The following is a 25,793-nucleotide window of genomic DNA, read 5'->3' on the forward strand; positions in this document are numbered from 1 at the left end:
TCTTGTACCTTACTCAAGCGAGAACCGCTATACCATCTCAATTAACCAGACAAGTAGCTCAGAGCAACTGGTTAAAGGTAGGCAAACTTCCCCCACAGTGTACTAGGTACATTTGTCAGCGTTATTATCTGAATAATGGAGGCAATTGCTGCATTTCAATTTATTGCAAAAATTAACTGGTTATTCCCGATTTTGATAAATTATAATGGTTGTGTTTTTGGTGACAATATACCTTTGAATTAGGGGATTTTACCACATGAAATTTGCTGTTCAGGTTCGCACAAAAACTTATTTTGTCTACCAGCGTAGTAATGCTTAAAATAATGCGGACATTGCCAACAAGTACTTCAACAAATTTATCAACAAAACTTTGTCTCTATAATTGAAAGAGATTGGAACTAGTGTAAAAATAAGTAAATTGAGGATGAAATCATGAAATTTGGAATTGATAGCGGGCATAATTGTCCACCAGACACAGGAGCCAACGGGATTAAATTTGAGGATAATTTAACTCTAGATGTCGGTAATAGAGTTATAGCCAAGTTAAGGGCTTTGGGAAACGAAGTCGTAGTATGTAGACCAAGTAGTGCTCGTACAGTAACTGAATCGCTTTCAAAAAGATGTTCTACAGCTAATGGGAGTAAAGTAGATATTTACGTCTCGATTCATTTTAACTGCTTTAACGGACAAGCTAACGGCACAGAAGTATATGCGAATAGCGATACTGGGAGAAAAATCGCTAAACCTGTACTAGATGAAATCATCAAGTTAGGATTTTTTAATCGCGGCGTTAAGAGTGGTTCCCACTTGTATGTTCTGAAAAACACAGATATGCCTGCGATTCTGGTAGAAGGTTGCTTTGTCGATTCGGCAAAAGATATGAATCTTTATAATCCAGAAGCAATAGCTAATGCGATCGTCAAAGGCTTAACTGGTAAAGTGCCAAGTGTTCCTGTTAACCCCGTACCAGATGAAGAGGAGAATGTAGATACCACTATTCTCAGACTGCAAAAAGCCTTAAATAGACTCAAAATAACTGATAAAAATGGTAAGCCATTAGTGGAAGATGGCTTCACCGGAGATAACACCAAATCTGCTGTAGGAAAATTTCAGACTATTGTCGCGGTTCAGGCGACTGGAATTGCTGATGATGCTACATGGAATGCCATAAATCTAATTTTGGCAAAACGAATTATCAGACCAAACCATGCTGGTGGTGCAGTTGTCAGATACTTGCAATACCGTTTAGGTGTTGATAATGATGGCGTATACGGGCCGCAAACAGAGGTTGCAATTAAGAACTTTCAAAAGCAAAATGCTTTAGATGCCGATGGGATTGTCGGGCCTACTAACTGGCAGAAATTAATTGGTTAGGTTGATAGAGAATTGCTCATCTGGATTATAAAACTATAGCGATCGCAGATGTAAATTTCTGCATCCTATAGCTATTTTTCAGATAGGGGGCCAACTGCACCAAGCAAAAAGCTCCCTCCCAGCATCTACATCTTGATGGTCAAAATTGCTCAAAAAAAATTTGATATTGACCTAAATAATTAAAACAAATAAGCAGGGCGTAGGAAGTCACCTATGCTGCTCACAGGAATATGTTCAGCTTAACCAGGTTGGCGTTTGATAAGTATCAATCGCACTTGGTCACAAGTAATTTCCTATCGCTCTGGTGCATTTTTGGCGGTGAAGTTTCGCCAAAAGTATAAAAGTAAAGGGCTTTTCAAGCCTATAACAATTGTTACTACTTAGTTGTATAAGTGGACACAATTTTTCTGGGTTTCAAATTTATTTCCGATGTCATCAAATTATTTGATACCTGAAATTCATCATCCTAGTGTGTAGATATAAGCTAGTCTTAACCGCCGTACCATCTCTCGACGCACCTCATTTTGGATGCGGTTTCCACGCCGCCAGTGTTCTAACTGAATATTATCAACGTAGAACCTCACAGAAAATTGCATACCAGAGCCTTGGATATCAGTTAGCTGAACTTGTGGTTCTTTCCAGGCAGTATTAGACTCTTTAAAACTATCATGTAGCCATTCAACAAATTTTAATGAGTAGTCATCTAATCTGGTTTCATCTACTCCTGGATTTGAGATTTTCTGAAATAATTTATTCAGTTTAATTTTCAAAAGTTCAATTTTTTGCTCCCATTCGTCTGGTAAAAGATGTTGGTCTTCAAGCACTAAATCAGGATCTTTTAACCAAGTTTTATACCATTGGCGAATCAAGCTAATCAGAGTTGGTTTCTCAGTTTGCTCTTGTTCTTCTAGCCGCGATCGCAGACGTTTACCCTTACGTTCTGTGATGACTACCAGCCCCACAATGTTCAATATTTCTAGATAGTTTTTCTGGAGAATTTTCAGTTCTTCTGAATTCAATCCACCCTTTTCTAGCTTCTTAATTTCTCTAATAAAATCTTCAAATGCTTGTTCAACTTTTTGCATTTGGCTGTTCACATCTTTTTCAACTAATAAACGCAACCGTCCAGCTTCTTTTTTTGACAGTTTATCACCCTGTGCTTCTCTCAATGCCGCAAAACTGTCCAAATACTGAATTTTTTCATCAATATCACCCAATGTGTCTGGATGTCCGACGATAATTTGTTGCAGAATGTTTGTTGCTACAACGGCATCAGCATCAACTCTAACTGATACTTGAATTGTATAAGCGTAGTGAGTTGTAGGACGACTGAGATTGACTATATTTTGACCTCCCAAAGTCGTGTTTGGTGTATACACCTCACAATGCTCGTTAATCAGATATAGTTTGGTTACTCGAATGCCAATGTGTTTGATAATTGCAATTGAACCATCTGGCATGGAGATGACATCTCCAAATCTAAAGGGTGTATCAACTAACAAAACCAACCCGCTGAAAAAATCACTTAAAATATCTTTTACTGCCAATCCCAACACTAGAGTAATGCTACCTATTGCTAACCCGATTCCTGTTAAATCAACCCCAAGGGTGCTGAAAAACAGGGATATTCCAATTAGGTAAGTAATGACTGGGATAAAATTTTGCAGGAGTGGAATTAATACGTCATCCCAGACAACCTCAGTTTTCCGGGCGTAGTCTTTTAAGTAGTAGACTGCTACTTCTGTAAACAATAAAGTGATGCCGTAAGTGAAAGTAGCAATTAGGAAAGCCGTGAGTCCTCGATCAATCCAATTAATAATTACCCCTGATCCTAGTTGAGTCAGCGAGAGTTTTAGACTGGCAAGGATAAAAATAGCGATCGCAGGGATTTGTAAGATACCAAGGATGAACAGGGCTGTATCTTTTTCTGTGCGGCGAAGAAACGATCGCAGTAGATAGAACAGTAATATGTAGAGTATGAAAACAACAACTATGGATGCGCCGAATGTATAGAAGAAAGAGCTAATTTGTGCGCTCGTTGGGAAAGTCGAAGGTGGTGGTACTACGGGAACTTTTGATGCAGATTCACCCAAAATAATTAAGATATTCATTTGTGAGCAGAAAGCGGAAGTAATTTAACGGTTGTATTGTCAAAACCTATTGAGAGTATCAAAATATCTCTATAAATAGATTACAATTATTTCATATAATGACAAATTGTCAAGCTATTAACACTTTGTGTTCTAAATTTGAGGCGATCGCGTTAATTTTTCGTGTGAATTGTATTGTCTGTATTTTGCCCAAGTAAACTTCGGTGCAGAAGAAAAGCGTACTTGCAATTAAGGTTGATTGACATTATCCTTGAGCGCCCGCCGAGCTAACTTTACGTAAGTTTTCACAGTAGCGTAGGGCATCTCTAAATCTTGGGATATAACCTGCAATGATTCTCCCATCTCCCGGCGTGCTAAGATAGTTGCCCAAGTAGAAGCAATTTTATCAGTGCGATCGCCTCCTGTGCGTTTTCGCTGTGCAGTGAATAGCGCTGTCAATTCATCAATGCGTTCTCCCAGCAGATTTGTTAGCACCTGAGTGGGTAAGCTTACCTCTGGTTCCACCCAATCTAAGCGAGTTTGTCCCAATCCAAAAGTAGTTTTGTGTCCCGTACCGCAGTAGGGAGCGAGTCGAGCCAAAGCATAAAACAACCGGGTAAACTCAGAGTTAGCCAAAGCTGCTTTACTCAAACCACAAGACATTGCCCCTGTGAACCCAGTCACCGAACCCCGCTTGCCAGCTGCTACCTTCACCGATTCCAAGCGATGCTGATGGATAATTACCCCTTCATCTATCCAGTCAAGAAAAGGTTCTTGTTCGATTGGGATTCCCGAAAAGTCATTCCAGCGACGCAGGTAGCTGTGAAAGAGATTAACTGGCACCGGGAGGGGAAAATGATGACCTTTGCGGCGAAAGCTGGTAGGCGAGACAAAGCTGAAATTGATGTTAGAGGGTTTCTCTGGTAGTAACTGCAATAGTTGCGCGTAGGTAGCGGGTGAATGGGCGATACTCACCTGTTTTATTTGCAGGGGAGCATCTCTTAAGTCCAAGGTTTGGGGCAATTGGGCTAACCATTGTTTGAGAAACTGCACCACTCTTGGAGACAAAGCATTGATGTGCCAACGGTAAATTTGCTTGGCTTCCAGTTGCAGTTGTCTACCACTGGCGAGGAGTTGACCTGACAGCGCCGAAATATTGAAGGGCTTTTCCGACTCCCCATCGTGCAGATATGCAGAAAGTTCTGGGTCAAATTGCCGTACTTGGTCAAGAAACCAGGCATGGAGTCCAATCGTGTACTGCGAGTATAGGGAAGTGGAAGTGGTTGGTTCAAGGTCAAACACCAATCCCACTAGTTCGGTGTCATCTGCCCATGTGGGAAGAGACTTTGACTGTGGCTCGGCTTTGCGCCTAGTAGATATAGCTGCTTTTGGCATCGCGGAATGTTATGCAAATGATTGTTGAATATTTTACTCAATTTCCATCCCCTTGGGGGGAAAGAGTTTAACACCTGTCCTGAGAGTTAAGAGAAGGAAAAGGCGATCGCAGTTTCTTCTTTACCTATATATATCTTCAGTAACAAGCTAAGTTTTCGTTTTAGTCCCCTTGCGGGGAAGAGAGATGAGAGGATTGAATAATTCAATTATCTAGCATCTCACGGATTAATGTTTCCGTCTCCTAATGGAGTCACCCTGGTAACAGTACTTGACTGTTAGTCAGCATATGACGGTTATTCGTTTCCGTCCCCTGGCGGGGAATTTTACAAGTTAGCTACCTAATACTTGCTTGATTTTTTGGAGGTTTTGAAAGGATTGAGTAACTGTAAATTTATTTTGAGTGTAATACAGTTTTGCATTGGTAGTTATATCTTGTAGATATCTAGCTTTACGGCTTTCACGCTCTAATTCTATATAAGCGTTACGTAAACTCTTGTTACCTAGTTGATTTGCTAATTCTCTTACGTAATCCTTACGAGAGTCATGGCGAGATGGGCATGGATATTCTTGCTCAATATTACATCCTGTCATACAGGCATAGTATTCTACCCAGTGCAGTGCTGTGTAAAAGCATATAGTGATAGCCCAATCTGGATAAGTTTTTTCAAGGCTACGTGCTGCTTGTTCATTGCTTCTAGCTTGCTCAAGGTAGTAGTCACAAGTCATTTTTGTGTAAAAAATTTAGAGGTAATTAACCCACCACTAAGTTAAGATGGGAGCTTGAAATTTGTCGCCCCGTTAGAGTTTGTTTATTGTCAGAATTATCAATTACTCTAGAACCCTCTCGAAGTTTGGAAAACCTATTGACTGGTTCCGCATGGAAATACCATTTTTCTCCAGAATCATCCCGTAACTTCCATTCACAGTCAATTACTAAATTTTGCACAATCTCCCAGAGTTCATGTGATAACTCAGTTTCGGATTGCAACTCTAGTTCAAAATCAATCCAATGGATATCTGGAAATCTTAGAGCTATAGCCCTTACCTTGTTGACATTAGCTACTTCAGTCAATTTTTGTACTAATTGTTTTACTCTAGGAATTGCATCAAAACTTGGTAATTCCTCCGTTTTAGTTAATACTATAAAACATTCATCAAAGTGACTCCAAGAAGTATCTGTCTTGTCTATATAATCCCAATGTTTTTTTGTGAAATTTACGTTTGAAATCATTCTTTTTCCCTTAAAAATTCATTTAGATGGTCTCTCAAGAAGGTAGCTTGTTGTCGACTAAATGCAAAGTTACCTATCAAATTTGCTGCTGATGCTGACTCTTGGTTATTAGTAAATGGACTATCTGAAAGTATTCCTGCTATTAAAATACCATCTTCACTATCAAGTGCTACCTTTATACCTGTAACTAAGTATACTTTTTCTTCTCTTTGCTCGCTCATGATTTGCTCTTTTACCGGATTTTCCTTTTGTATGTGAAAAAAAGGGGAGCAAAAATACAGCCACTAGGCAATCATTTTCGCAATCCCCCTTTATTTTAGATTAGCTTTTACATTAGATGGAGCTTATCCACAAGTTAGCTCGTAGACTACATCTCAAAAGGTATAATTTTTTACGTTTGAGTAGCTAATCTCTTCATATCTGATTTGGAATTCCGTGAAAGAATAATACTTTTTTTGGAAAGTATAGTTCTTTTGGGAAATGGAGATTTCGTCCATACAGATTAACAGGCTAGTACTGTGAAGGTTAACCTTCTTTGATTCATTCATAATGAATAAACTCCTTATGTTAGTTACCATACTGAGTGTAGCATTATTAACTCACTAAACAAGATAAGAAAAAATTATAGGTTTTTTTTAAGTTAAACATTTTACACTTTTAATACTCCCATCTTCCTTGAGAGAAACGATTTTTACTTTAACCGTCTGTCCTTCCTGAAGCAAACTAGCTTTCTTGGGTTCCTTTTCGGTAAGTTTAATTGCTCCCAGAATCTCATAGGTGACTTTGTTACCATTAATTTTAGTGACTGTTGCCTCTAATATCTGGTCAACTTTGAAGTCTTGGGATTTAGCAACTTTGCTAATTGCTGCTTGGCGGGGTGACTCTACAGCAGCTGCATTGGGAGTAGAAATTTCTCCAATTGGCCCTGCGTCTTTGTAGTAACGCATCAAGCGAGATACCCAGCCTAATATTTGCAATATCGTATAAGCATCTTCAATACCTTTGAGATAATCACTACAAGCTTTATCAATACTGCGGTAATAATCTGTGGTTCTACCACTGTGTCCAATTTGTCTACCATTACTAACTAGGGTTTTCAGATACTTGAAAAACCTGGAAGTAGTATCTGGTTGGTGAATGGATGCACGGAGGTAAGCAACCGTTTTACCTAACTCGTTAACATCTGTATTTTCTTTTACCAGGGTTTGAGCGATCGCATGGGCAATTTCCCACTGTGCATCTGTCAGAGATTCTGAAGAAATTTCAACTATAGTCATAATTAGTACATTCCAGATGGGGGTTCGCGATCGCTTGGATAGCGCAGCACTGCTGTAAGTTCGTCTAGTTGGGGTTGCTGAATCAGGCGCGAGTAAGCCGCTTGGATTTGTGTTTGCATAAACTGTTGCAAAGCATCTCCGATTAACTCATCAGATTCATTGAGTTTGTATGCAGAATATCGCTTTTGCAGACTTTGCGATCGCGCAATTTTATCTATAGTTACTGTCATCGTTCCCATCCCAATCGGTTTACCGCCACCTACTTTTAAAGCGATGGGACATTTAGAATCTTGTCCTAAGACAATCAACAAAGTTCCTAACTCTTCTGGTAGCAAATTCTTGAAGTTTAATTGAGTTTTGAAGATGTATTGTCTTCCCGCTTGCTGTACAGGAATACCAGAATTTTGCCCTTTATCAATTGCTCTAATAGTGTGGTAGTAAAATTTACGTCCTGCAACTCTACCTTGAATAAAGTATGCACTACGTTCATCTGGACGGGGACGATACAACGAAGGCATAAATCCTGTGGAAAAGCCCATACTTTCACATTTTGCTTCGTTGAAATCAAGCAATCCCTGCCAATCTAATGCACCAAATACCCGACTAGCTGGACAAAGTTGTTCTTTATTACGGCAAGGTAGCCGCCCGTCGGGAATCTGACTCCTATACTTATTAGTAATTACTGCCAAAGTGCTGTTAGTAATTGCTTCATATACAGACCTAATGCACCCTTTGAGAGAACTGCCACCAATTGAGAGTTTTTGGTCAACACCCTGTACCATCGTTTTGATTAAGGGAATGCGATCGCTGCCAATATCGCTACCCATGACAACTACTCCGGTGGAGACGTGGAGGGATGTCTGCACTTTTAGGGTAAGATAGAGGGTGCCATGTAGGCGATCGCTAAAATATTTGTGATGTCCAGCAGGACGCTGTAAGTTAGGGCGTTCTTTGGGAAAAGATACAAACTCATAAGGTTTCGGTGCAAGTTCAGGCGATGAACCTCCACCGCTAGAACGGTTAGGTCTACTTGGTGGCTGAGGTCTTTGAGGACGGTTACTAGTCATATTTATTTTTTAACTGTGAGAGCAACAAAGTGTACCGTTGCCGTTTTTTTATCAATAAAATAGCGCTGGGCGATATCCAATTTTTTAGAGGGAAAACCTTTAGGAAAACGGGTTTCAGTAGAAGAATATAAATGAGCATCTCGCTCTTGAGTCTGCCAATCCTCACCTACACTTGCAAAATCAGAATATTCACCAGCCACACTCAAAAGCAGCACTTCATAACTATCCTTGCGTTTTTGCTTCCACCTGAGTTCACACTTTTTATTAAACATTTGCCCTTCAATCATCGGGAAGTCAGTTTCTGTGGGTTCTATTTTCCAATCTTTACTAACTTCATGAGTCCAGCGTAAGAAGTAGTAGCTAGGTTCACTTGCCAATTTTGCAATTAAATCTAGCAATTCAGGTACTGATTTTTTGCTAACACCAACAAAAGGATTCATCTTGACCCCACAAGTAGACTACTCCAAGACCTAACGCCTCGCTCAAACAAATCATGAACTGTACCTTCTCGCCAAGTGAGTTGCACTCCAAAACCCAAATCCATTTCTTGTGCAGCAACAGGTGTATCTTGGCTATCTGGTTTGGGGAAACTATATAATTGTGCTTCTTCTGGTTCTAAAAATTCTCCAGCACCTAACAGGAAAGTATGATTCCATTGCTTTTGACTACCGAGAGCGTGAATTTGTCGTTTATCTTCCGACAAAACGCAACCAGAATATTGCACAACAGCTGAGTTTAATTTCACCTGCACAGTACCCAAACCGCGAGACTTAGCAAAACCCAAACCAAACCAGCCATCATCCAAATCTCGCAACACTAAACCAATTAAACCTAATTGTGCCAAAGTGAAGTTTTTCAGATGAATTTTTGTGTGGAATTCACCAGCAGTGCAAACTTGATAATTGAAAGGCCCAACTGCTACAGAACCAAACACTCTATCAATTGCCACACCATTACGTTCTTCAATTTTGATAGGCTGAGATTTATCAGGATAAGCATCTTCAATTGTGACTCGGCTAGCAATGGAAGTATTGCCAAACATCTGGTCTGTAAAACTGGAGTGTTTATATAACTTTGCTCCAATACTAGGATTATTTTGATTTTGTTTCTTCAAATTTTCTAGATAGCTATCATTATTTAAAGGGTTATTAGCCCAAAGCCTCTGAGTATTTTCTGGAGGACGTTCTTCACTACCCACCGTTCTAACAATTCGTTCTGCATGGGCACGGATTGCTCCTTTTAAACTGCTTCCTGGTAAATATATAGAACGTCCGCCAGCATGATAGGTTTCCACAAATTCCATATCAGGCTTAGTCGGATCGGCTCCTTCTTTACCTGATTTAATTAGAATTGGCCCGTCGGGAATTAAGGTTAAATAAATTGTGCAGTGATTAACAAATCGTTTGTGCATAACTAAATTTTCTTGATAAAAATTTTGAGGATTAAGCAGATACCAAATTATTTAGCTGCAATTCACACTGTTGAAATACATAATTGACAGCAGCAAAAAGTTTATCTAGCTCATAAATTGTGTAAGGTAGAATATTTCTAGTAAATGCTTCTCGCTCTAACTTACCAAATTGCCATGTTACTCCATTAGAAACAATACCGAAGATAATTATTGAAAATTCACCATTAAGCCTTTGAGCAGCAATCATTTCTGCTAAACATTGCGCCCAACCCGTTTCAAAACTATCTTGTTTTGCTTCTACTAAAATGAAGTATGGCTTGTCAAATACAACTTTCCCTAATGGAGAACGTTTAGCCAAAATATATTCAGGAAATCCTGACAGCTTTTCGTCATAATTCAGAGAATAATGACTCCACAAAATAAACTTGCTGCTATATAGTTTCCAAACTTGTTTTAACACTGGGGATATCAAATTTTCGCATATAGCAAACTCAGAACAGTCAACGGCTCCTTCTCGCATCGTAAATTCTAAATCTTCCCGGAAGTAGTCAGAGACATTAAACTCAGCTTCGCCTATGAAATTAGCTTCTGTATAGATAACCTGAAATGCTTTGAGGACTTCACCGATGGTTCTGTAACTGCTGAAAGCCATATTACCCTCCTCAAGAATTTTGTGTTGCTTCAACTATGGAAGTCTTATTCATATTGTCTCTTAAATAATTGATGAGAGCATGAGTCCAATCCTGCTTGAAGTGCTGACCATCTTCATAACTCGATATGTCATCAATTGTATTACTGCTGACTAATTCTTGTAGGTATGTGAGTAACTTTTCTGGGTCGTTGTTGACATCAAACCAGCGCATTTTGCCAATTTCTAGTTTAACTACACCCAAGCCACGCGATCGCCCCCCACCCAGAGGTATTTGTTCTGTTTCAAACTGGTGTAAGCCAATCATCAACAGTCCCAATTCCCAAGGTTCTGCATTTTCTACCACAGCCTTAAACTCAAACTGTGTTGCAGCCGGAACCACTTGGAAATCGTAAAGTTTACCATCTGCGGCTGTTTCGGTGTCTCGGTCAATTGCTACACCGTCTCTTTCTTGGTATTGTCCAAACCAGGTATCAGATACTACTGTTAAATCCCGCACTTGGAATTTACTAGCAATCCAGGGAGAACCAAATAAATGAGATACTAAATCTGTTTGTTTGAGAATTTCTTCAGTTAAAGCTTGGTCATTATTGTAACTATCTTTTAACTGCTTCATCTCCTGGGACGTGATTGACCATTCATTTTCAATTGCTGGATTTGCAACCAATTTGCGATTATTTCCTACAATACCTCTGAGGAAACTTTCGAGGCGCGATCGCAATGCACCTTTTAAGCTCGAACCCGGTATTAATGGATTACCCAAGGCATCTTTAATTACAGGTAAATCAGACCCTATAGGCTCACTTGAGCGACCTGCACTAATGCGTAATGCTGTAATTGTAGTGAGTGTGCCTGTGATTTCTAAGCGATTTTTGAATCTGTCAAACATATTTATTTACCTTTTATTCCTTCACTTCGCTCAACATGGTTATGAGTACCGTAATATCGCAATGACAAATTACTCCCTACGAATTTGCAACTAACTCGCAGGCTGAGAGTAACTCGAAAATGGTCAATAACTGTATTTTTGTAACTTTCTAATTGAACACCACCATCACCTTTAAGCGGAGCAACGTCACCATTATGTTTAACCAATAGATATGACACTTTAGCGATAGTTTCCTGCAATTTCAACCTTTCTTTTTTATCTTTTATATTCTCGTAGTCTTTTTGAAAAGAAGTTTCATACTTGATTTGGGGAAAGGTTAGCAAATCTCCTTTAAGGAAATCTTCTTTACTACGATTCCAAATGAGTCGCCCCCAGCTTGTTAATGTTGCTTTATCTTCAATTGGAAATATGAGAGTTTCAGGAACACCTTGAAGTTCAGATACCTTAATCCATGCTCCTTCTGCCATTAGTGCAAATTGAACAGGCTTAATTACTGAAGTATCAATTTTGATAGGCAAACGAGGAATAGTAATAATTTTATTACTACCTTCAAATATGTAAATAATTTTATCGGCATAGAACATACCTATAGTATTAGCAAAGCCTTGAATAGCTTTGAATCCACCAACTAAATTAAAATTAATTTCATAACCGCTATCTCGATAACCAGGAATTATATCCTCAAACCAGTTAAGAAGTTCATCGATACCATTTGTAAAAACTTCGTTGCTGCTTGTTGAAAAATTTTTAGGTGGTGTAAAAATAGAAATATTTAGACCGTTTTTACTTAAAAATAATTGTAATATTTCTGCTGATACCTTGTCTTGAGCAGTATCAGTAATAATTAACCAATGGATATCATTATTACCTTGGCTTAATTGATCATCATACAGTCCATAGATTCCATTTAGTTCTGCACTTGCTTCTCGAATATCTTCAATATCACCGTTAACTTTTGCATCTACTCTATTTTTTAATGTGGCAATGATATCTGCAACATCTTCATGATATTTATCAATTTCTTCAAGTGTACAATTTGCCGTATCTCGTAAACGAATAGCCCAATTGTCTTCATATTCTCTATCAATTTGATTGGTGAGCAGACTTGTTCCTACTGTTGAAATTACTAATTTAGGCATAGAATTACACTCCAATAATCCATTAAAGGTTAAATTCCCCGTCACGTTTATACTTTAAATAACGAGCGCCATAACCCAAATAACGGCGTGTTAGCTCTAGTAAAATTGTGTTAACATCTTCAGCCTTAGCTTGTTGGGCAATCTTATTAGCACATTCTTTAATTCTTGTGTCAATATCTTCAATTATTTTTGTAGCCAACGAATCTTTACCTCTACCCCATTTCTTATCACGTCCAACTTGATAGCGTAGGAAATTTTTGATAACTTCTGTGCTTTCAGTAATATCAGAAACCCGTAGTAAGTTACGAAACTGTGATTCTTCTAAGTCCCCATAGGATTTTTTGTCATCTAAAGCATCCTGAATCCAAGTTACTAATAAATCTTCAGCCTGACGGATGCCTTTTTGAATCTTCAGTTGTTTATGTTGCTCTGATAAATTGCTCATACTGCTTCCTCTCTCAATACTAGATGAAATTCATTGCAAATTTGCACACTTCCAAAGCCTTCAGAAGTGCGATCGCCTACTCCTTTTACTTCTAAATTTTCCCAGGTTTTTATCCATAAATCCTCATTGGATGTACTGAATAAATATACAGATCCTTTATTAGTAACTAACTCCACATCTTTCATAAGCCCCCAAGCAGAATTCCAGCCAGAACGATAATCATAACTGCTGTAAGCTGCATGAAGTTCTAGGGAAGAATCAGTAACGTCTGTTAATTCTTGAAGCATTTTTGATGAAATTACAGTAGTGCGTCGCCAGTTTTCAGTTAAGATGGCATCGGCTTGCAAATCAAGGGTAAAATATATGCGATTTTTTGCTAAATCTTCTACGGGATTACCAAAGATATTCTTCCATTCATGCCAGCGTTGATGTAATTTATCATTGAACTGTTTTATTTGATTAGTGACGCTTGGTTTAATTTCTACAGGTGGCTTTGCTTTAATCTTGACTCTTCCCAATCCGCGTGACGTTGCACCACCTAGACGTAAGTCTTCCTGATGATTATCAATAAAAACTTGTAGAGATTCTGCCAAATCATTTGGTACAAAGATTCCCCCTATATATATAATCGGTTTTTCTTTGTGATCTTGGGATTCATTTAAAACTTCAATACTGTAAAGAACCCGTTCTTCTGAAGTTGCTCTGCGTCGATTGATGCCTACTCGCGTTAACAGACGAGTAGTTGTAGAATTGCTGTAATATTTGCTCTGAATTTGATAAAAGCCAGTGAAAGCATCCACTCTACCTCCGTCAGCAGGGCAATTGGGATCGTAAAGATGTCCATAGCCTTCAGCACAGAAACGGTCAATCAAAGTATCAAAAACGCCATTATGTTTAGGATCATTGGGTTTTGATTTAAAACCTGACTTGTTTTTGGAACTTAAAGCAGTAGCGGGTAACACTCTGACTTCTGACTGAATTTTAATATTTGCAGGATAGGCGTTTTGGAAGATTGCCGGATTTTCACCTAAAAATAGCTCGTGAAAATTGTCACCATCACTAATAGATGTATTAGCCCACTTTAAGATTACAGCAGCAACTGCTCCTCGAATCACAGAACCAGGAATGTAGTTTTCGGCTTCAGTCACAGAACCACCTGGCTTCTGTCGCCCAATTGCTAAAGGTGACAGCGCTTTAATTTCCAAATTAATTCTTTTCACTACACACCTCCTTTTCCCAAAAAATCCCACGCCGCTTGTTCTAATGGTAAGTTAGGAAATTCCCAATGCAACCAGCCTAAACCTGCTGATTTACTACCACCTAAAGCATAAATGTGTCGCAGTCCAGCTAAAATTAATGCCCCTGTATAGACTGGTGTACCAGATAGATGAATATGTCCTTTAAATTTAAGTTGGGCATTAGCTGGCGAGGTTTCTAGAAAGTAGAGTTTTTCTTCTTCAGCAGTGTGGCGGCAGCGATTAATTGTGACACCCGGACGCAGTACTTCTGGTAAATTATCTGGTTCTTCTGTGCAGATTAAGTCATCAAATATCACACGAGATGATAAAACTGGATTCCCGAAGATTTGACAAATTAGGCAATGATGCTGTCCTTCGCAACCTGATACTTGATATTCTCTCCACTCAAAGTTTTCTGTTAACCCCGCTCTTTGAGGACACATGGTTTGCGGGTTAGGAGAAACACAAATCGCCCATTGCAAACCTCTCACAATCTTTTCGCACTCATGACGTAATCTACCCTTAAGTTGAGAAGCAGGAATCAGCAGGTTTCCTTCAGAGTTACGGACAATTGGCTTATCTGCTAGTGAACCAGAAGAACCACCCGCACCAACACATAAAGCAGTGTCAATTACAGCCGTAATTGGATATGAGGTGATAAAGTTTGATAATTGCTGGAGATAGATCATAAGTCACCCTCAGTAGTCGCCATTTGTGCTTCAATTGCATCAATATCATCATCTGGTGAAGCAATGAAATCATACAAGTCTACAACGTCTCGCCAAATAGTTTCAAAAAGAGGATAGTCTGATTTGTCATTCTCAAGCGCCCCATCGTCATACATCCACGGGGCTAAATTACCCCTATTTTTGGAATCTTTAGGCTGACACCAAGCTTCTTCAAATTCTGTTTGCAGTTCTGGTTTACCTTGCTTGAGTCGCACTCGAAAGTAACGATAGTTGAGAATGGCAGTCTGCTTACCTCTTTCTAACAAATTCCGAATTTGATAAAGTTGCGATTTGGGAAATTTTGCCTTTTGCAAAACTTCTATTACACTGATTAAACCTCCTAATTCATGTAATGTGTAAGGAGCGGCATAAAGCTTCAACTTTGGTTTTAGGTTTTTTGTCAATGCCTGTTTACGAAATTCTTTTATGTCGGATGAAATCATGGTGACAGATTTCATGGTTAAAAAATCTACCGTTCCACCACAGTATCCAGCTTTCTTCAACTTCTTGGCACGCTCTTTAGCTGATTTCAGCAACTGTTCAGTTAGGTCTTTGGCATAGTAAATAGGGGTATTATATGCCGTAATTAGCACACCAATTGAGGTGCTGAGTTGACATTGGGAAGGTGGAGCCTCTGTCGGTTTGTAGCGATGGCATTTTTTTAAGTCTATGGGCTTACTGTCTTGCTTGATTTTATAATCACCGATTATCTTTTCACTCTCTGTGCTTTCTCCCAATGGCACTTGTTTGAGGAGAATTTTTTCAAATATCTCTCCAATATTTTTAGCGATCGCCAGTGCTTTGTTAGCTGGTACAATCAAGATAATGTCATCACCACCAATGGTAATTATTTCAAACGGATGAACTAAATCACCATTCTCTAGTAACTTTTCCTCATCATTTAATTTATACAATTTATGAGGATGAAGATTCTTTGCTAACGCTTGGTAAACTGCATACTCTGTCGCTAATTCTACATCTTTACTAAACTCCTGATACTCTTGCGGAGTCCGAATTTTCTGGATATAACCGCCCAGATTATTGCCATCAGCATATATATAAGCAATGAAATCTTTACTGGCATTACTAATATGACTGAGATTTTGGGCAATTTCAATGTCATCAGGTTTGAGACCTGAGTAGTATTTCTGTTTTAAACTGGGATTATTATCCAAAAATGAATTGTATTTATCTACCCAGCCTTTCACTCTAAGATTTTGCCATTCCAATTGCGAGTTTTGATACCATTTTGGTACTATATTTGAACCCTTTTTTGCTCTGTTACCAACCAGATGCTTACGAGCTAAAGCTTCAGAAAAATGAGATTCTCTAGGCAATTCTGGAGGCTGGATAATCATCACTGCCGATCTGCGATCGCTTCCATCACGCATCAAGTATGGATGAGTTTCAAACATGGGAGGATATCGACGACTGGGGCGACTATAAAAGTCATGACCACTGCGACGCTGATTAAATAAAATTGCTAATTTTGTTGTCAGTTCATTAAAACTTTTACGGTCTGCGAAAGCCTCGTCAATAGATATAGCTAAATTAGTACATCTTTCTGTTTTAGCGTTTTCTATATTCTTCTCTAGATCGCCAAAGTAAGCCTGAACAAGTGGTTTTTTATATTCCTGACGATACCAATCTAACCAATGTGTATTTTCTATAGGTTCTCTTAGCAAACCAAAGCGAATTTCGATAAGTCTAAATGTATCTCCCACCGCACAGGAGTTAGCAGTTAAAGTTTCTTGAGTGTAGCGTTTTTCAATTGCATTTGCTAAATCATTAACAAATGCTGCTGGACAAAATGCTAGAACATTACCGCCCGTAGAGTAGATAATAAGTTCAGGAATTAATGCTATTTCCAAATCTGCAAAATGTTCATGTCGCCATTGATAAATTGAGATAGACTTTTTTTCTTGAGAAAATAGAATGGGTATATCATAGACGTTGATCCGCTCCAGTAAGGCAGATGCACCACGAATATCCTGAATTTTTGCTGACTCAAACACGTATGGCTTAATCTTGGTTGCACCACCATAAACTAGACCAATACGGATAATCTGATTCCATAAATCAGGATACTCGCTCTTTAATTCATCAAGGGTTTTTGGCAAGTAATCTTTATCTATGCCTTGTAATTTCTGCACTTGTTCGACAATGAATCGCACTTCTTCTGGCACATCTTCCCCATCCTTTAAAGCCTGTTGCATTTGCTGTAACACTTCCAGCTTATACTTAGGTTTTCGCTGATCTCCCCAAGCCAAACACCAAGCGATCGCAATCATAATAGAACTGGGATTTTCCATATTACTTGTTTTCATTTCTACATATTTCTGCAATTACTCAACCCCACCAACAACTGCGCCAAAGCCTGCACCATCGGACGCCCTGAAACATCCTCTCCTCTCTGCAAACGATGAACGCTACCTGTGAGTATGGGTGACTCAGAGTCAATTTGATCTACAACACCGTGATAATCACTGTAGATACAGGCAATGATTTGCAAATTCAGTTCCAAACAAAACTCCCGCCAAGGAGTAATTTGCGTAATATCCCTAAATAAAATTAACGCATGAGTAGCATAGGATGCAATTAATTTATTTTTGTCATCTATTTTGCCACCTAAATCAATCATATTCAGAGGCAAACACGTCTTTTTAACTTGTATTGCTTTTTGTTGAGCAAATTGTAAAGTAAATTTAGATTTGTACTCATCTTTTAACTGTTGCGCTAAAGCAGGATTATTGCGTACTGTTTCGGCAAACCATGCACCTTCCCCATCAGGACAAGCTGTAATAAAATGGGGATAGGGCGCTTTCCCGGCTCGATGCATTGACATCATCGCTTGCTTCAAACCGTCCCTTAAACAAGACTTTCCCGAATGGGGAGATCCGCAAAGAATAACTTTGATTGGTGATTGTTGCATATATCTTAATCAACTAAGTCACCCAGGTTGTATGCTGGATTATGGGTAATGCAGACAACGTACTTGCCTAACTTGGGGTCAAAAAATGCGATCGCACCGTAAAGATGTCCTACCTTATGTGCTAATACAAAAGCTACAGGCACAGACACCGGGCCATTAATCTTGAGTAATACTCCCCCTGCTAGCTCTCCTGTTTTGCTCATCTCATCTAGACGTACCGCCGCATCTTTGACAATTTGATCGTTTTGTGCTGGGTCAGCAAATCCAATTTTTAACACATCACCTTCAAAGGCGATTTTGTAAGTAGTCATTTTTTTAACACCTCCACGAATGGCTCTATCATACAGGTGATTGGAAGAAGGTACTTCCAAGCATGATAGTTATACTGTTCTCAATGTATAACTCTGGAGCGTGCAGGCATTCTACCAAAATCGCTGCAAGCAGTTCCAATTGCAGGACGTATTAGCTTGATTGGCATTTTATCAGACAGAGGAAATACGATTAACCCTATGCCAATACTTGCTCTGTACAGTGTCTTTAATTATGAATTAAGTAAGTCGGCAAAAAAATTTCAATGTATGTAAACAAATATGAATTAACGTCGGGTGTGTTAGACGAGAGTACGGCACCTTGAATTATGGATCGTGCGTTACGCTTTCAGCTAACGCACCCTACTGGCGTGGCAAGGCTAAAATGTTGCAAAAAAATTGTAGGTTGGGTGGAGGCTTTGCGTAACCCAACATCCTGACCAACATCCTGATATGTGTTGGGTTGCGCTCCGCTCCACCCAACCTACATCTAATGCACTATTTTAGCTGTGCCACGCCACTACAATTTAAATTTATTAACATAGTTATAAATATTCCCACTTACCTACTTATGAATTAGTAATTATTCGGTTAGCATCCTTACAATCTATCTGCACCACACAATTTCTTCCTTGTGCTTTTGCCTGGTAGAGTCCCTGGTCAGCAGCAGCAATTAAGGTTGCAGGAGATAATTGGCTATGAGGAGTGATAGTTGCCACACCAAGACTTAGGGTGATGAATTCACTGACCTGAGAATGGGGATGAGGCATTTTTAATGCACTAATATTAGTCTGAATATCTCTTGCAACTGCGATCGCCCCTTCGATATCAGTATTCGGCAAAATGACTGCAAACTCTTCTCCACCATAACGAGCAACTAAATCAGCGGGGTGTTTAACTGTCTGAGAGATGGCCTTAGCAACCTGTCTAAGTGCATCATCTCCTGCCAGATGTCCATGCGTATCGTTGTAAAGCTTAAAGTAATCGACATCACACAAAATCAAAGATAGCGAGCCTTGCTCTCGTGCCAACCGTTGCCACTCTGCGTTGAACGTGTCATCAAAGCAGCGTCGATTTCCCACTTGGGTTAGACCATCCGAACTGGCAAGGCGCTGTAATTCCTGGTTGGCTTGTTGTAATTGGTGGTAAAGTTCTGATTGCTGAATAGCGATCGCAGCTTGACCTGCTAACTGGTTAAACAAATTAACCTCAGATTGCTGCCATTGTCTGGGGTTACGGCATTGGTGAGCAATCAATAATCCCCACAAACGCTCTTGGTGCAAAATGGGTACGACAAGGTTTGCCCGGATTTGCAAACTTTGAAGCAGGTCAAGATGACACGGCGATAGTCCCGCAGTTTGAGTGTCTTCAATCGCTTTAGTATTGCCTTGTTGATAGTAAGTTGCACGGGTAGATTTAAAGCACGTGTCCATGACGTGAAATCCCAGAATGGATATGCACCCTTCTGCTAAAGATTCTACAGCAACTAACCCACTCCAGTCTGGCTTAAACTGATAAATCAGCACTCGGTCTACCTCAAACAGTTGTCGTACTTCGGCTGCTGTGGTTTGCAAAATCTCGTCTAACTCCAACGATTGTCGAATGTGCTGCGTCACACCCGCAACAATTCGCTCGGACTCGCTTTGGTGTTGAACCTGTTGCTCAACCAGCGGAGAATTTGCCGATGCTACAGTTAATGCGATCGCATCAAACTGAGGGGTTGTAGTGACGGGCACTGCACTGGGTTTAGCAATCAAATAGCCTTGAGCAAGATTTGCACCTCGTTCTCGCAGCCAATTCAGTTCCTCAATGCACTCAATTCCTTCAGCAACAGTCTGGATATTTAACTTTTGAGTAATCTCTAGAAGCTTCTCGGTAATCGAAGCTTTGTAAAGGTCTTGATGCACATCTCGAATTAACTCCATGTCCAGCTTGATAAAGTCTGGACGTAACTGATGCAGCAAGTTTAGGCTGGAATAGCCAGAACCGAGGTCATCAAGGGCGACTAAAAACCCAGTATCCCGGTAGTATTGCAGCACTGTCTTCAGGTGGTCTAAATCTTGAGGATTGTCTGACTCCACGACTTCAAAAACAACCCGATCATGGGGAATGCCGGCAGCATCAATTGCCTCTACCGTGCTACGTAGGCAAAAAGCTGGGTCATAAAGTGACGTTAGTGCAAAATTGATGAAGATGTGTCCACTCACTTGATAGCGACTGACTTGAGTAATTGTGCTGAGGCGAGCAACTTGGTCGAGTTGTGGTAGGAGTCCGGCTTCGGTTGCTAACTCCAGAATTGGCCCCGGTAACATTAAATTGCCTTGTTCATCTAGTCCCCGCAAGAGCGATTCATATCCAAAAATCTGCGATGTATCCTTAATTGAGACAATTGGTTGGAAGTAACTGGTGAATCGTTCCGTTGCCAGCATTTCAACCAGCCAGTCGGATTGGTTTAACTTAATGAAGCGTTGTAACGAGGCTATGTCACTAAAATCCTGGATTTGAGGTTGCATAGCGCCTCGAATGAAAAGGGCTTGCGTCTCTTTTAATTCTCTCGGTGCAAGTAATTTGGCCAGGTTACGGGCAATTTCTAGCGACTGTCCGGGTCTACAGTCCAAACTCAGACCTGGACGCTCGTGCATCAGTTCATACTTAAGGGTAAACTGCTGTAGGTAGGTGGTGACTTTTTTCAGGGTATGTGGAACGGGAAACCAGAGAAAGAGCCTACCTGCCTCCTTAGTCCGGCAGCGTGCAACATTACGACAAGCACAGGTTTTGGAGATAGGACATATTTGGCTCATAGCTAACTAATTTGCTTAATCTGATTTACTTTATTATTCCCACTATTTCTACTGTAAAAGATAAACTACACTTCAAATAGATGAAGATTTGATGAGTTCGGCAAACTGAATATTTTAATTTATCAGGTATAGCAACGGACAAGAAGGTTAGGACATTAACTGATGATAAAACCTATATACAAACAGACTTTCAACCCAGTCCCCAGTAAAGAGTCCCCAGTCTCCTGCTATAACTCACTTACACATACCCAAATTTCTAGTAAAACTCAAGTAAGTGCGAATATATTTTGTGCAATCAAGCAAACTAAAGAGGAGTTATATCAACAATTTAAGTTACAAAAAAAGGCAAAGATTAGCCATAGGATAAAGAACTTTTAGCTGGATTAATTAAGAGTAAATATATATAGGAATCCGGTTTATGCACAGCAGCTGAACACTCAGCCATTCTCACTTCTGCCAATCAGAGTTGCAATTGCCTTGACTAACTCCTCTGGTTCGACGGGTTTGGACAGATGCTTTTGAAACCCTGATTGGAGTGCTTGTTGCTGGTTGATTTCTCCTGCATAAGCAGTTAAAGCGATCGCGGGAATCTGTTTTCTTTGGTTTGCCTGCAATGCTTTAACTTGGCGCATCAGCATATAGCCATCTGTCTCTGGCATCCCAATATCACTTAGCAGAATATCTGGTTCTGATTCTACCAATGCTTGCAATGCTTCTTTTGCTGATGCTACAGCAATTACCGTTGCTCCAGCCTGCTCTAGCACGAATGTGTGAAACTCACGGGTATCATCGTCATCGTCCACAACTAAGATTTGGATGCCTGTAAGCATTTCAATACTAGGAGAAGCATTTAAGGCAGCAATGTTTATGTGTTGTTTTGGGGTTAACTCTTTTTTGATCAGCGGTAGCCTGACTGTGAAAATAGCTCCTTGCCCTTCACCTAAACTTTCTGCCCAAATCGTGCCGCCATGTAATTCTATCAGATGACGAACAATTGCTAATCCTAACCCCAAGCCACCAAATTTTCGGGTTATTGTGCTATCAGCCTGACGAAAATATTCAAACACATAAGGGACAAAATCAGGGCTGATCCCTTTGCCTGTATCGCTGACGGTAATCTGAGCTTGAGTGTCAATGCGCTCTAGTTGAATATCAATTTTTCCTCCTTCAGGAGTGAATTTGACGGCATTTGATAAGAGATTCCAAATCACTTGTTGTAAACGAGCGGAATCACCCAAAACTTGCCCTAAAGAAATATCCAGCATCGTCTGAATTTGAATATTTTTAGCCTCTGCTGCCAAACACACTGTCTCCAATGCCCCCTCAATCACAAGCACTAGGTTGACGGCAAACATGTTGAGGTTGAGCTTGCCTTGTAAGATGCGAGAGACATCCAGCAAATCTTCAATTAGTTGAGCTTGTAATTTAGCATTCCGCTCGATGGTTGCAATAGCTTTCTTCAACCCTGCTGCGTCAAACTCACGAGTCTGCAAGAGTCTTGCCCAACCGAGAATGGGATTGAGAGGCGATCGCAACTCATGGGAAAGCACCGCCAGAAACTCATCTTTAATCCGGTTGGCTCTTTCGGCTTCAGTTCTGGCAGTTTGCTCAAGTTCCAGCAGGCGATCGCGTTCGGCTTCTGCTACTTTGCGTTCTGTAATGTCAATCACTGAGCCAATATAACCTTTAAACTCACCGTCTACTCCAAACCAGGGATTAGCCGCGTCTATGCAAGAGCGATACTCACCGTCTTTGCGCCGCAAGCGGTACTCGATACGGAAAACCTCGCAGCCCCTATTAGCTGCCAAGAACATATTCTTAGTATAATTGCACTCCTCTGGATGCACGGCATTCAACCAGCCAAATCCCAGACCCGTTTCCTCACTTTGACCTGTAAAGTCGTACCAGCTTTTGCTGAGGTAGGTGCAGTAGCGATCTGTATCAGTTACCCAAACCATGAAGGGGGCATTGTCAGCCATGTTGCGGAACTGTTCTTCGCTTTCTAGAAGGGCTTTCTCTGCCTGTTTGCGATCGCTAATGTCTGTAACAAAAATGCTTACTCCTTCAACAAAGGGGTAGACGCGATTCTCAAACCAGCGCTGCCAAGCAGGATAAAAGTATTCAAACTGAATAACGGTCTGTTGTGCGATCGGCATTCGCGGAGTGTCCCTTAGAGAAGTCGATGGCAGAGCCAACGCCCGCTGAACCTGAGTATAAAACTCGCTTTGAAGCACATCTGGAAACACTTCCCAAATGATTCTACCTAGCAACTCTTCCTTTTGGATGCCAACAACTTCTGCTAGCCGATCATTGACAAAGGTATAACGCCACTCTCGATCCAACACAAAGAACTGGTCTTGGATGCCAGCTAGGACAGTCTCTAGGTGTGCTTTCGCCACCTCCGCTTCAATTCGCAACCCTTGCTCGCGTTGCATTGCCTCTTGGCGGAGACGCGCCATTTTTAGGGCTGCCTCTACCCGCGCCAACAATTCACGGGCAGAGAACGGTTTAATCAGATAATCATCGGCTCCCGCTTCTAACCCTTCCACCCGTGCCTCTTCCCCCGCCCGTGCCGACAACAGGATAATTGGAACTTTTTGCGTCTGCGGATCAGATCGTAATTCTTGCAGCAATCCAAAGCCATCTAATCCAGGCATCATCACATCTGTCAGTACCAAGTCTGGGACACGCCCACGAGCAGAATCCAAAGCAGCTAAACCGTCCGACACTGATTCCACCTCATACTGCTGACTTAATAGCCGCTTGACATAATCGCGCATATCTGCGTTGTCGTCAACCAGGAGAATTCGGGGGAGAGAGGGTGACAGGTAAGGTTCTTCCCTGTTCCCTGTTCCCTGTTTCTTGTTCCCTGTTTCTTGTTCCCTGTTCCCTGTTCCCTGTTCCCTGTTCCCTTCTTCGGGTAGCCAACGCTGGGCTTCTTCTAGATACGGTGTTGCACCTAATGCGGTTGAAGCTAAGGTTCGAGGGGCACTAATCCGGTCTGGAGGCAAATGAGCATATCCCGTCGGAATTGACACAGTAAAGCAACTGCCTGCTCCTAAAATACTGGTGACATGGACTGTTCCACTATGCATTTGCACCAATTCTTGCACCAGTGACAATCCAATTCCTGACCCTTCAAAAGTGCGTCCTTGCGCCCCTTTGACGCGGTGGAATCGTTCAAAAAGGTAGGGAATTTCTTCTGCGGGGATACCGATTCCTGTGTCTTTGACTGCGAACTCAATATGGTCATTTGACCACTGTAAGCTGACTGTAATTTCTCCAGCGATCGTGAACTTGAATGCATTCGAGAGCAGATTAAGAACAATCTTTTCCCACATCTCTCGATCTACATACACTGGTGCTGGAAGGGAAGGACAATTGACTGATAACTGCATCCCTGCCCGTTCTACTGCTGAACGAAATACACTAGCTAGTTCTGCGGTGAAGGTGGCAAGGTTTGTGGGTTCGTATGAAGCTTGAACCCGTCCGGCTTCAATGCGCGAGAAATCTAGCAGGCTGTTGACCAGTTTCAGCAGGCGGAGTCCATTGCGTTGCACCATTTCTAACTGCTCTCGTTCTTTGGCTGGAAGCAGAGTGGCACAATTGATTAAGGTTTCCTCTAGTGGCCCCAACATCAGGGTAAGTGGGGTACGGAACTCGTGGCTGACGTTGCTGAAAAAGACGGTTTTAGCGCGATCAATTTCTGCCAAGGCTTCAGCGCGTTTGCGTTCTTCTTCGTAAGCTTGGGCGTTAGCGATGCTGGCTGCAATTTGAGCCGCAACTAAATCGATGAATCCTTTATAATTATCGTCGAATAGCCTGAAGGGGTTCAAAGCAACAATCAATATACCAGCTTTTCCGGTCTGACCGGATGGGGCAATCGGTACTGCGATCGCTTGATGGGGCGATCGCTGCCAAACACCACAAGGTAGACTACTAAAAGACACTTCCAAATCGGAAATTAGTTTTGCCTGATGCGTTCTGATCACTTCCGCAAAGGGCCAAACCCAATCAGAATCGAAAGTCACTGTTTCAGGAACTGCTACGTGGTTTTGCCCGATGCCGCACGTTCCAGCCAGAAAAACTTGCTGCTTATCTTGATCAACCAGATAAATCATTGCGAAAGGGAGGTCGTAAGGGTTGCTTCCCAGACAACTCGCACTCAGCGTACAGGCTTGATCGAATGTCCGTGCGTCTGCCGTCCTAGCCGCTAGTTCACGCAAAAGTGCCAATTGACGCTCACCGATGATCCGCTGCGTGTCGTCCGTGTTGGCGCAGATGATCCCACCTGTGTCGCCCTGGTCATTAGGAACCGGGCTATATGAAAAAGTGTAATAGGTTTCCTCCGGGTAGCCGTTGCGCTCCATAATTAGCAGCAGCGCTTCGTCGTAAGTGCCCTCATTCTTCAGCATCGCTGATTCTGCTCTTGGCCCAACCTGATCCCATATTTCCCGCCACACCTCGGAAGCTGGCTGCCCAAGTGCTTCTGGATGTTTGCCGCCAATAATAGCCCTGTAAGCGTCATTGTAAAGGTTAATCAGTTCCTCGCCCCACCAAACAAACATGGGTTGACGGCAAGTCAGCATAATCCGCACAGCAGTCTTCAAACTCTGTGGCCACTGCTGTGTTGGGCCAAGGGAAGTTTTTGACCAGTCCCGTTCTCGCATCCTAGCACCCATTTCACCCCCGCCGAGAAGAAAATTTACGTCGGCGTTGCTTGCTGACGTTGACTCGTTCTTCATTGATTCCTCTCGATTGGTCATGCGTCGGTTACAGGCTACATCTGTGGTCGTCTTTTGGTCAATATCCTTTCTAA

General features: G+C 41.1%; 21 protein-coding genes and 1 pseudogene. 2 read left to right on the forward strand and 20 right to left on the reverse strand.

The window, feature by feature from the left end:
* Nucleotides 1–432: 432 nt before the first annotated feature.
* A complete protein-coding gene (locus HWQ41_RS10790; RefSeq protein ID WP_292762391.1) occupies nucleotides 433–1,374 on the forward strand; it encodes an N-acetylmuramoyl-L-alanine amidase in 942 nt (313 codons plus the stop codon).
* A 461-nt stretch (nucleotides 1,375–1,835) separates the two neighbouring features.
* Here the strand turns inward: HWQ41_RS10790 and HWQ41_RS10795 are convergent, their stop codons facing one another.
* From HWQ41_RS10795 to HWQ41_RS10880, 18 genes are all read right to left on the reverse strand, one after another.
* Nucleotides 1,836–3,485: a mechanosensitive ion channel domain-containing protein gene (locus tag HWQ41_RS10795; RefSeq protein ID WP_292762394.1), complete on the reverse strand. Its 1,650-nt coding sequence runs from the start codon at nucleotides 3,483–3,485 to the stop codon at nucleotides 1,836–1,838.
* A gap of 228 nt (nucleotides 3,486–3,713) precedes the next feature.
* Nucleotides 3,714–4,859 carry a CRISPR-associated endoribonuclease Cas6 gene (gene cas6 / locus HWQ41_RS10800; RefSeq protein WP_292762397.1) on the reverse strand — a complete coding sequence of 382 codons (1,146 nt, stop codon included), beginning with the start codon at nucleotides 4,857–4,859 and terminating at the stop codon, nucleotides 3,714–3,716.
* A gap of 330 nt (nucleotides 4,860–5,189) precedes the next feature.
* Entirely contained in the window at nucleotides 5,190–5,585 is a 396-nt protein-coding gene (locus HWQ41_RS10805) for a hypothetical protein (protein ID WP_292762399.1), read from the reverse strand.
* 25 nt (nucleotides 5,586–5,610) lie between these two features.
* Nucleotides 5,611–6,090, reverse strand: coding sequence for a hypothetical protein (locus tag HWQ41_RS10810; RefSeq protein WP_292762402.1), 480 nt, complete (start codon nucleotides 6,088–6,090; stop codon nucleotides 5,611–5,613).
* A complete protein-coding gene (locus HWQ41_RS10815; RefSeq protein ID WP_292762405.1) occupies nucleotides 6,087–6,311 on the reverse strand; it encodes a hypothetical protein in 225 nt (74 codons plus the stop codon). The genes HWQ41_RS10810 and HWQ41_RS10815 overlap by 4 nt, the downstream gene beginning before the upstream one ends.
* Before the next feature lie 414 nt (nucleotides 6,312–6,725).
* Nucleotides 6,726–7,367: a hypothetical protein gene (locus tag HWQ41_RS10820; RefSeq protein ID WP_292762408.1), complete on the reverse strand. Its 642-nt coding sequence runs from the start codon at nucleotides 7,365–7,367 to the stop codon at nucleotides 6,726–6,728.
* A gap of 2 nt (nucleotides 7,368–7,369) precedes the next feature.
* On the reverse strand, nucleotides 7,370–8,434 hold the full coding sequence (locus HWQ41_RS10825) for an RAMP superfamily CRISPR-associated protein (protein WP_292762411.1): 1,065 nt from the start codon (nucleotides 8,432–8,434) through the stop codon (nucleotides 7,370–7,372).
* A 2-nt stretch (nucleotides 8,435–8,436) separates the two neighbouring features.
* Entirely contained in the window at nucleotides 8,437–8,874 is a 438-nt protein-coding gene (locus tag HWQ41_RS10830; RefSeq protein WP_292762413.1) for a hypothetical protein, read from the reverse strand.
* Nucleotides 8,871–9,845 carry an RAMP superfamily CRISPR-associated protein gene (locus HWQ41_RS10835; protein ID WP_292762416.1) on the reverse strand — a complete coding sequence of 325 codons (975 nt, stop codon included), beginning with the start codon at nucleotides 9,843–9,845 and terminating at the stop codon, nucleotides 8,871–8,873. Before HWQ41_RS10835 ends, HWQ41_RS10830 begins: the two co-directional genes overlap by 4 nt.
* Before the next feature lie 31 nt (nucleotides 9,846–9,876).
* Nucleotides 9,877–10,497: a hypothetical protein gene (locus HWQ41_RS10840; RefSeq protein WP_292762419.1), complete on the reverse strand. Its 621-nt coding sequence runs from the start codon at nucleotides 10,495–10,497 to the stop codon at nucleotides 9,877–9,879.
* Between the two features lie 10 nt (nucleotides 10,498–10,507).
* The gene (csx7, locus tag HWQ41_RS10845; RefSeq protein ID WP_292762422.1) at nucleotides 10,508–11,383 is read right to left on the reverse strand and encodes a CRISPR-associated RAMP protein Csx7; all 876 of its coding nucleotides are present in this window, start codon (nucleotides 11,381–11,383) and stop codon (nucleotides 10,508–10,510) included.
* A gap of 2 nt (nucleotides 11,384–11,385) precedes the next feature.
* Nucleotides 11,386–12,522, reverse strand: a complete 1,137-nt coding sequence (locus HWQ41_RS10850; RefSeq protein ID WP_292762425.1) for a putative CRISPR-associated protein — start codon at nucleotides 12,520–12,522, stop codon at nucleotides 11,386–11,388.
* A 22-nt stretch (nucleotides 12,523–12,544) separates the two neighbouring features.
* Nucleotides 12,545–12,967, reverse strand: coding sequence for a hypothetical protein (locus HWQ41_RS10855; RefSeq protein WP_292762428.1), 423 nt, complete (start codon nucleotides 12,965–12,967; stop codon nucleotides 12,545–12,547).
* Complete coding sequence (gene csx10, locus HWQ41_RS10860; RefSeq protein ID WP_292762431.1) at nucleotides 12,964–14,187, reverse strand: CRISPR-associated RAMP protein Csx10; 1,224 nt, start codon at nucleotides 14,185–14,187, stop codon at nucleotides 12,964–12,966. Before csx10 ends, HWQ41_RS10855 begins: the two co-directional genes overlap by 4 nt.
* The gene (locus tag HWQ41_RS10865; RefSeq protein ID WP_292762437.1) at nucleotides 14,187–14,894 is read right to left on the reverse strand and encodes an RAMP superfamily CRISPR-associated protein; all 708 of its coding nucleotides are present in this window, start codon (nucleotides 14,892–14,894) and stop codon (nucleotides 14,187–14,189) included. Before HWQ41_RS10865 ends, csx10 begins: the two co-directional genes overlap by 1 nt.
* A complete protein-coding gene (gene cas10 / locus HWQ41_RS10870; protein ID WP_292762438.1) occupies nucleotides 14,891–17,260 on the reverse strand; it encodes a type III-B CRISPR-associated protein Cas10/Cmr2 in 2,370 nt (789 codons plus the stop codon). Before cas10 ends, HWQ41_RS10865 begins: the two co-directional genes overlap by 4 nt.
* Nucleotides 17,261–17,262: 2 nt before the next feature.
* On the reverse strand, nucleotides 17,263–17,865 hold the full coding sequence (locus HWQ41_RS10875; protein ID WP_292762442.1) for a hypothetical protein: 603 nt from the start codon (nucleotides 17,863–17,865) through the stop codon (nucleotides 17,263–17,265).
* Between the two features lie 5 nt (nucleotides 17,866–17,870).
* Complete coding sequence (locus HWQ41_RS10880; protein WP_292762445.1) at nucleotides 17,871–18,176, reverse strand: CRISPR-associated protein Csx3; 306 nt, start codon at nucleotides 18,174–18,176, stop codon at nucleotides 17,871–17,873.
* A 102-nt stretch (nucleotides 18,177–18,278) separates the two neighbouring features.
* Here HWQ41_RS10880 and HWQ41_RS10885 point away from each other — a divergent pair.
* A pseudogene (locus tag HWQ41_RS10885) lies at nucleotides 18,279–18,386 on the forward strand (NAD(P)-dependent alcohol dehydrogenase); the annotation flags it as partial.
* Between the two features lie 356 nt (nucleotides 18,387–18,742).
* Here HWQ41_RS10885 and HWQ41_RS10890 read toward each other — a convergent pair.
* Together HWQ41_RS10890 and HWQ41_RS10895 are read right to left on the reverse strand one after the other, a co-directional pair.
* On the reverse strand, nucleotides 18,743–20,974 hold the full coding sequence (locus HWQ41_RS10890; RefSeq protein ID WP_292762448.1) for an EAL domain-containing protein: 2,232 nt from the start codon (nucleotides 20,972–20,974) through the stop codon (nucleotides 18,743–18,745).
* A gap of 437 nt (nucleotides 20,975–21,411) precedes the next feature.
* Nucleotides 21,412–25,719, reverse strand: coding sequence for an ATP-binding protein (locus tag HWQ41_RS10895; protein WP_292762451.1), 4,308 nt, complete (start codon nucleotides 25,717–25,719; stop codon nucleotides 21,412–21,414).
* Nucleotides 25,720–25,793: the final 74 nt, after the last annotated feature.

The organism is Nostoc sp. NOS(2021) (assembly GCF_017115025.1).
In the GTDB taxonomy this organism is placed as follows: Bacteria; Cyanobacteriota; Cyanobacteriia; order Cyanobacteriales; family Nostocaceae; genus Nostoc.

Excerpts from the sequence above, each read along its gene's own strand:
- HWQ41_RS10790 (WP_292762391.1), top strand. The coding sequence starts at position 433 with ATGAAATTTGGAATTGATAGCGGGCATAATTGTCCACCAGACACAGGA.
- HWQ41_RS10795 (WP_292762394.1), bottom strand. The coding sequence starts at position 3,485 with ATGAATATCTTAATTATTTTGGGTGAATCTGCATCAAAAGTTCCCGTA.
- cas6 (WP_292762397.1), bottom strand. The coding sequence starts at position 4,859 with ATGCCAAAAGCAGCTATATCTACTAGGCGCAAAGCCGAGCCACAGTCA.
- HWQ41_RS10805 (WP_292762399.1), bottom strand. The coding sequence starts at position 5,585 with ATGACTTGTGACTACTACCTTGAGCAAGCTAGAAGCAATGAACAAGCA.
- HWQ41_RS10810 (WP_292762402.1), bottom strand. The coding sequence starts at position 6,090 with ATGATTTCAAACGTAAATTTCACAAAAAAACATTGGGATTATATAGAC.
- HWQ41_RS10815 (WP_292762405.1), bottom strand. The coding sequence starts at position 6,311 with ATGAGCGAGCAAAGAGAAGAAAAAGTATACTTAGTTACAGGTATAAAG.
- HWQ41_RS10820 (WP_292762408.1), bottom strand. The coding sequence starts at position 7,367 with ATGACTATAGTTGAAATTTCTTCAGAATCTCTGACAGATGCACAGTGG.
- HWQ41_RS10825 (WP_292762411.1), bottom strand. The coding sequence starts at position 8,434 with ATGACTAGTAACCGTCCTCAAAGACCTCAGCCACCAAGTAGACCTAAC.
- HWQ41_RS10830 (WP_292762413.1), bottom strand. The coding sequence starts at position 8,874 with ATGAATCCTTTTGTTGGTGTTAGCAAAAAATCAGTACCTGAATTGCTA.
- HWQ41_RS10835 (WP_292762416.1), bottom strand. The coding sequence starts at position 9,845 with ATGCACAAACGATTTGTTAATCACTGCACAATTTATTTAACCTTAATT.
- HWQ41_RS10840 (WP_292762419.1), bottom strand. The coding sequence starts at position 10,497 with ATGGCTTTCAGCAGTTACAGAACCATCGGTGAAGTCCTCAAAGCATTT.
- csx7 (WP_292762422.1), bottom strand. The coding sequence starts at position 11,383 with ATGTTTGACAGATTCAAAAATCGCTTAGAAATCACAGGCACACTCACT.
- HWQ41_RS10850 (WP_292762425.1), bottom strand. The coding sequence starts at position 12,522 with ATGCCTAAATTAGTAATTTCAACAGTAGGAACAAGTCTGCTCACCAAT.
- HWQ41_RS10855 (WP_292762428.1), bottom strand. The coding sequence starts at position 12,967 with ATGAGCAATTTATCAGAGCAACATAAACAACTGAAGATTCAAAAAGGC.
- HWQ41_RS10865 (WP_292762437.1), bottom strand. The coding sequence starts at position 14,894 with ATGATCTATCTCCAGCAATTATCAAACTTTATCACCTCATATCCAATT.
- cas10 (WP_292762438.1), bottom strand. The coding sequence starts at position 17,260 with ATGAAAACAAGTAATATGGAAAATCCCAGTTCTATTATGATTGCGATC.
- HWQ41_RS10875 (WP_292762442.1), bottom strand. The coding sequence starts at position 17,865 with ATGCAACAATCACCAATCAAAGTTATTCTTTGCGGATCTCCCCATTCG.
- HWQ41_RS10880 (WP_292762445.1), bottom strand. The coding sequence starts at position 18,176 with ATGACTACTTACAAAATCGCCTTTGAAGGTGATGTGTTAAAAATTGGA.
- HWQ41_RS10890 (WP_292762448.1), bottom strand. The coding sequence starts at position 20,974 with ATGAGCCAAATATGTCCTATCTCCAAAACCTGTGCTTGTCGTAATGTT.
- HWQ41_RS10895 (WP_292762451.1), bottom strand. The coding sequence starts at position 25,719 with ATGAAGAACGAGTCAACGTCAGCAAGCAACGCCGACGTAAATTTTCTT.